Annotated in this window: 6 protein-coding genes; 5 read left to right on the top strand and 1 reads right to left on the bottom strand. The window is 66.1% G+C overall.

Going from position 1 to position 6,860, the window contains the following annotated elements; all coding sequences use genetic code 11:
- Window positions 1–4 precede the first annotated feature (4 nt).
- From RMCB_RS00645 to RMCB_RS00665, 5 genes are all read left to right on the top strand, one after another.
- Complete coding sequence (locus RMCB_RS00645) at window positions 5–844, top strand: alpha/beta hydrolase (protein ID WP_029374230.1); 840 nt, start codon at window positions 5–7, stop codon at window positions 842–844.
- Window positions 841–1,809, top strand: a complete 969-nt coding sequence (locus RMCB_RS00650) for a hypothetical protein (protein ID WP_062827205.1) — start codon at window positions 841–843, stop codon at window positions 1,807–1,809. The genes RMCB_RS00645 and RMCB_RS00650 overlap by 4 nt, the downstream gene beginning before the upstream one ends.
- 63 nt (window positions 1,810–1,872) lie before the next feature.
- Entirely contained in the window at window positions 1,873–2,616 is a 744-nt protein-coding gene (locus RMCB_RS00655) for a DUF2786 domain-containing protein (RefSeq protein ID WP_062827206.1), read from the top strand.
- Entirely contained in the window at window positions 2,613–3,086 is a 474-nt protein-coding gene (locus tag RMCB_RS00660) for a TIGR04338 family metallohydrolase (protein WP_029374227.1), read from the top strand. The genes RMCB_RS00655 and RMCB_RS00660 overlap by 4 nt, the downstream gene beginning before the upstream one ends.
- A gap of 37 nt (window positions 3,087–3,123) precedes the next feature.
- Entirely contained in the window at window positions 3,124–3,753 is a 630-nt protein-coding gene (locus RMCB_RS00665; RefSeq protein ID WP_062827215.1) for an O-methyltransferase, read from the top strand.
- A gap of 135 nt (window positions 3,754–3,888) precedes the next feature.
- Here the strand turns inward: RMCB_RS00665 and RMCB_RS00670 are convergent, their stop codons facing one another.
- Complete coding sequence (locus RMCB_RS00670) at window positions 3,889–6,798, bottom strand: MMPL/RND family transporter (protein WP_062827207.1); 2,910 nt, start codon at window positions 6,796–6,798, stop codon at window positions 3,889–3,891.
- Window positions 6,799–6,860: the final 62 nt, after the last annotated feature.

Here is a 6,860-nt window from a genome sequence, read left to right on the forward strand (position 1 = left end):
CCTGATGACCAGTACCCGTACCGAGCGGACCTTCGACGGTGTCGGCGGGGTGCGCATCGTCTACGACGAGTGGACGCCGGAGGGCGAGCCCAGGGGTGTCATCGTGCTGTCGCACGGGCTGGGCGAACATGCGGGCCGCTACCACCACGTCGCGCAGCGCTTCGGACAGGCCGGGCTGATCGTCTACGCCCTCGATCACCGCGGGCACGGCCGATCCGGCGGCAAGCGGGTGTATCTGCGGGACATGTCGGAGTACGTCGGCGACTTCCACACCCTGGTCGGAATCGCCGCCACCGAGCATCCCGACCTCACCCGCATCGTGCTCGGACACAGCATGGGTGGCGGCATCGTCTTCAGCTACGGCGTCGAATATCCCGACGAGTACACCGCGATGGTGCTGTCCGGGCCCGCGGTCGCCGCGCAGGCGTCACTGTCACCGCTGCTGGTCGCGGCGGCCAAGGTGCTCGGCAAGATCGCTCCCGGGCTGCCCGTCGAAGAACTCGACGCCACGGCCGTCTCCCGGGACCCCGCCGTGGTCGCCGCGTACAACGCCGACCCGCTCGTGTGGCACGGCAAGGTGCCCGCCGGCATCGCCCGGGCCCTGATCCTCGTCGGCGAGACGATGCCGCAGCGCGCTTCTGCGCTGGCCGCGCCGCTGCTGGTGGTGCACGGCGAGAAGGACCGGTTGGTGCCGGTCGAAGGCAGTCACCGGCTCGTCGAGTGCGTCGCCGCCGAGGACATCCACCTCAAGGTGTACCCGGGCCTGTACCACGAGGTGTTCAACGAGCCCGAGCAGGCGCTGGTGCTCGACGACGTCACGTCGTGGATCGAGGCGCATCTGTGAGACGGATCGCCGCCGCACTGCTGTCGGTGCTGCTGCTGGCCGGTTGCGGATCCGAGCAGCCGGCGAAATGGGTCGACCAGGATGTCAGCTTCGACGCCGACGGCCTGACCATCTTCGGTACCTACCGCAACAACGGCAGGTCCGGTCCGGCCGCGCTGCTGATCTCCGAGAGCGGGCCGACGGACCGCAACGGCGACAACAAGGTCGTCGGCCCGATCGGCAACATGCGCCAGATCGCCGAGGCGCTGTCGGACGACGGCGTGGCCACCTTGCGCTACGACAAGATCGGGACCGGCAAGACCAAGCTGGGGCCCTATCAGCAGAAGCCGACGGAGGTCGTCAGCGCGGTCTACACCGCCGGCGCGGCGGCGGCACTGAAGTTCCTCAGTGGCCAGTCGGACACCGACAAGGACCGATTGTCGATCTACGCGGTCGGTGAGGGCGCCATCCATGCGATGACGCTGGCCGGCCGGGGTGATCCGAAGGTGCACTCGCTCGCGCTGCTGCAGCCGCTGGCGGGCCGCTACCTGGACATCATCACCAACCGGGTGCGTTCGGGGTCGACGCCGGAGGTGCTCAACGCGTGGCTGGCGGCCGTCGACCAGATCCGCACCAAGGGCACGGTGCCCGACAAGCTGCCCGAGGGCCTGAACGCCATCGTCAACAAGGGCAATCTGAACGCCATCGTCGAGGCCGACAAGATCGACCCGCTGGCCCTGGCGGCCGCGCTGCCCGCCGGGATGCCGGTTCTGCTGACCTGTTCGGATTCCGACTCCCAGGCCAGCTGCGACGCCGAACGTCCGCTGATCGACGCGCTGCACCACACGGCACTCAAGGTTGTGGAGCTCAAGGGCGTCAACCACATCCTGCGCGACGACCCGACCGACAGCATCGCGAACTACGGCAAGCCGGGTCCGCTGTCCCCGCAGGTGCTCGACGCACTGAAGGCTTTCGCCGGGCAGTGATGTCAGGGTCGTTTTCTAGGATCGTGCCGTGAGCGACAAGCGAGTAGCGAAGCGGATCGCGCGATGACAGACGACAAGATGCTGGCGCGCATCGCCGCCCTGTTGCGCCAGGCCGAGGGCACCGACAATGCGCACGAAGCCGAGGCGTTCATGGCCGCTGCGCAGCGGCTGGCGACGGCCACGGCCATCGACTTGGCGGTGGCCCGGTCGCATTCCGCCCAGCGCACCAAGGCCCAGATGCCGGTGCAGCGCACCGTGACCATCGGGCAGGCAGGCACCAAGGGCCTGCGCACGTATGTGCAGCTGTTCGTGATGATCGGGATGGCCAACGATGTGAAATGCGATGTCGCGTCCAATTCGACATTCGTCTACGCCTATGGCTTCGCCGAGGACATCGACGCCACCCATGCCCTCTACACCAGCCTGGTGCTGCAGATGGTCAAGGCGTCGGAGGCCTACATCGCCTCCGGCGCGCACCGGCCGACCCCGACCATCACTGCGCGGCTGAACTTCCAGCTGGCATTCGGTTCCCGCATCGGGCAGCGGCTGACCAAGGCCCGCGAGGAGGCCAAGCAGGAAGCCGACCGTACCGACCAGCCCGGTACCGCAATCGCATTGCGGGACAAGGACATCGAACTGAGGAGCTTCTACCGTCAAGCTTCGCAGGCACGGGGCACGTGGCGGGCCACCAGCGCGTCGGCGGGCTATTCCTCGGCGGCCCGCCGGGCCGGGGACCGCGCCGGGCAGCGGGCGCGGCTCGGGCCGAACACCGAGTTGTCCGGCGCGCGCGGCGCATTGGAGCAGTGACGGCTCGAGACGCCCAGCGGGCCAAGGTATATGCCGCGGAGCAGTTCGTGCGGACCATGTTCGACCGTGCCGCGCAACACAGTTCACGTGCCATCGACTTCTTCGGTACGTCGCTGACGTTGCCGCCGGAGGCGAAGTTCGGCTCGGTGGAGTCGGTGCAGCGCTATGTCGACGAGGTGCTCGCCCGTGTCGGTGCGCCGCCGGTGAGTGTGCGGGCCCGCCGCGGTACCACCGCCGCTCACTACGAACTCGTCGACGGCGCGGCCGTCATCGCAGTGCCCGACCGGGATTCGACATGGGCGCTGCGGGAACTCGTCGTGCTGCACGAATTGGCCCACCATCTGAGCCCCGCACCGCCGCCGCACGGGCCAGCCTTCGTCGCCACCTACTGCGAACTGTGCGAAACCATCATGGGTCCGGAGGTCGGACTGGTGCTGCGGATGGTGTACGCGAAAGAAGGCGTGGTCTAGCCTGGCGGAGGTGACCGAGCCCGCCGACGTCGACGCCATGTTCACCCAGTTGCTGCACACCGAGGACGACGCGCTGGTCGCCGCTCGGGAATCCGCGACGACCGCTGGGATGCCCGCCATCGAGGTGTCTGCCCAGCACGGAAAGTTGTTGTCGCTGTTGACCAGAATGTCAGGCGCGCACCGCGTGCTGGAGATCGGCACGCTCGCCGGTTACAGCACCATCAACCTGGCCCGCGCGGTCGGCGAAGCGGGCCACGTCGTCTCCCTCGAATATGACCCCCGCCATGCCGAGGTGGCCCGGACCAATTTGGCGCGCGCCGGGGTCGCCGACCGCGTCGAGGTGATCGTCGGTGCAGCGCTCGACACCCTGCCCCGGCTGGCCGAGCGCGGGGACATATTCGATCTGGCGTTCATCGACGCCGACAAAGAGAACAACGTCGCCTACGTCGAATGGGCCGTCAAACTGGGGCATCCCGGGTCGATCATCGTGGTCGACAACGTAACCCGGTTCGGCCGCGTCTTGGCTCCGGCGGCCGACGATCATCAGGCCCGCGCCGTGCGCGACATGCTGGAGATGATGGGCAACCATCCGCGACTGGACACCGCGGCGATCCAGACCGTGGGCACCAAGGGGTGGGACGGGTTCGCCGTCGCCATGGTCAGTTGAGAGCGGGTCAGTTGAGCGCGGGGATCAGTTGAGCGGGGAACGCGACGAGCGTGCGTGAACTGCTGCCGATTGACGGTGTGTCGGGCAGCAGACACGCACGCTCGCGGTGCTGAGGTGCTGAGGGTGCTGAGGTGATCAGGCCTGGGCGTCGGCGGTCTGCTTCTCCACCGGCTTGGGCCATGGCTCAGGGACCGGGCGCTGGCGCACCAATTGTGGCCACCAGAACCATTTTCCGAGCAGGGCGGCGATCGACGGCGTCATCAGTGAGCGGATGACGAGCGTGTCGAAGAGCAGGCCGAGGCCGATGGTGGTGCCGACCTGGCCGATGACGGCGAGTTCGCTGACGGCCATGGACATCATGGTGAAGGCGAACACCAGGCCTGCCGAGGTGACCACCGAGCCGGTGCCGCCCATGGCGCGGATGATGCCGGTGTTGAGCCCGGCGTGGATCTCTTCTTTGAACCGGGACACCAGCAGCAGGTTGTAGTCGGCGCCGACGGCCAACAGAATGATCACCGACATGGCCAGCACCATCCAGTGCAGCTCCAGGCCGATCAGGTGCTGCCAGATGAGCACCGACAAACCGAACGACGCGCCCAGCGACAGCACCACCGTGCCGACGATGACGGCCGAGGCCACCACACTGCGCGTCAGGATCAGCATGATGATGAAGATCAGGCACAGCGAGGCGATACCCGCGATCAGCAGGTCGTAGTTGGCGCCCTCCTGCATGTCCTTGAACATGGCTGCCGTGCCGCCGAGGTAGATCTTCGAGCCCTCCAACGGCGTGCCCTTGATGGCTTCCTTGGCGGCCAGCTTGATCGGTTCGACGTGCTTGATGCCTTCGGGGCTCATCGGGTCACCGTCATGGCTGATGATGAATCGCACCGCGTGCCCGTCGGGCGACAGGAACATCTTCATGCCGCGCTTGAAGTCGGGATTGTCGAAGGCTTCCGGCGGCAGATAGAACGAGTCGTCGTTCTTGGCCTTGTCGAACGCTTGCCCCATGGCCGTGGAGTTGTCCTGCATGGCGGCCATCTGATCCTGCAAACCACCCTGGGTGGCCTGCATGGTCTGCATCATGGCCTTCATCGAGGTCATGGTCGCGATCATGGGCGGCATCAACGCGAGCATCTGCGGCAGCATCGCGTTGAGGTGGTCCATGTCGGGGACGATGTTCTTGAAGTCGTCGGTCATGGTGTCGATGCCGTCAAGCGCGTCGAACACCGACCGCATGGCCTGGCACATCGGGATGTCGTAGCAGTGCGGTTCCCAGTACAGGTAATTGCGGATGGGCCGGAAGAAATCGTCGAAATCGGCGATGTGATCGCGCAATTCCTCGATGTCGGCGACCATGCCGTGCATCTTGCCGACCATGCTGTTCATGGTCTGCGACATCTCGGTCATCAGCGCGATCATCCGAGTCATCGTGTCGATCATGGTCTGCATCTGCTCGGCCTGGACACCCATGTCCTTCATGCGGTCTTGCATGTACTTCTGATTCATGGTCTGGGTGGTGCCCTGCATGCTGATGTTGAACGGGATCGAGGTGTGCTCGATGGGCGTGCCCTGTGGCCGGGTGATGGCCTGCACCCGGGAGATGCCCGGCACTCCGACCACGCGCTTGGCGATCCGTTCGATGACCAGGAAGTCCGCGGAGTTGCGCAGGTCGTGGTCGCTCTCGATGAGCAGCAACTCGGGGTTCATCCGGGCCTGGGAGAAGTGCCGGTCGGCAACGGCGTAACCGGTGTTGGCCGGCAGGTCCGTGGGCAGGTACTTGCGGTCGTTGTAGTTGGTCCGGTAGCCCGGCAGCGTCAGCAGTCCGACGAGCGCGAGCCCGATGGTGGCGACGAGGATCGGCACCGGCCAACGGACCACCGCGGCGCCGATCTTGCGCCATCCGCGGGTCCGCATGGCGCGCTTGGGTTCCAGGGTCTTGCCGAACTTCGTGGCGACCGTGATGATCGCCGGGCCCATCGTGAGCGCGACGACGACCACCATGACCATGCCGATGGCCAGCGGGATACCCAGGGATTGGAAGTAGGGCAGCCGTGTGAAGTGCAGGCAGAACGTGGCACCGGCGATGGTCAGGCCAGAGCCCAGCACCACATGTGCGGTGCCGTGGAACATCGTGTAGTAGGCCGATTCCCGGTCTTCACCGACACTGCGGGCCTCTTGATATCGGCCGATCAGGAAGATCGCGTAGTCGGTCGATGCGGCGATCGCCAGCATCACCAACAGGTTCGTCGCGAACGTCGAGAGCCCGATGATGTTGTAGTAGCCCAGGAACGCGATCAGGCCACGCGCGGCCGACAGCGACATGACGACCATCAGGATCGTCAGGATCACGGTGATGATCGACCGGTACACCGTCAACAACATGACGATGATGACCACGAAGGTCAGGGCCGTGATCATCTCGAGGCTGCGGTTACCGGCGATCTCCTGGTCGGCCGACATCGCGGCCGGGCCCGTCACGTACGCGTGCAACCCTGGCGGCGCCGGCACGCTCTTGACGATGTTCTCCGCGGCTTCGACGGACTCGTTGGCCAGCGCCTCGCCCTGGTTGCCCGCGGTGTAGACCTGCACGTAGGAGGCCTTGCCGTCGGAGCTTTGCGCGCCCGAGGCGGTCAGCGGGTCGCCCCAGAAGTCCTGGACGTGCTCGATGTGCTTGGTGTCGGCCCGCAGCTTGGCGACGACCTGGTCGTAATAGTCATGTGCGGCCTGGTCGAGTGCGTGGTCGCTTTCCAGCACGATCATGACCGAGCTGTTGGACTTGAACTCTTCGAAGACCTGGCCGACGCGCTTCATGGCGATCATCGACGGAGCGTCGTCGGGGCTCATCGAGACCGAGCGCATCTTCCCCACCTCTTCGAGCTGGGGAACGATCACGTTGAGGACCGCGATGACGGCGATCCAGCCGAGGATGATGGGCAGCGCCAGGCGCCGGATCCACTTGGCGATGCCACTGTGGTCGGCGGCGTGCTTGGGCGGTGGGCTCGCCGGGAACGCGTCGGTGGGCGCGTCGTGCGTGGGGGTGCTCATGCAGATTTCACCAAGCAGAAGGTCTGGGCGTTGACGCCGGTGGACGTGCGCTGGTCTTTGAG

It is taken from the genome of Mycolicibacterium brisbanense, from assembly GCF_001570425.1.
Classification (GTDB): domain Bacteria; phylum Actinomycetota; class Actinomycetes; order Mycobacteriales; family Mycobacteriaceae; genus Mycobacterium; species Mycobacterium brisbanense.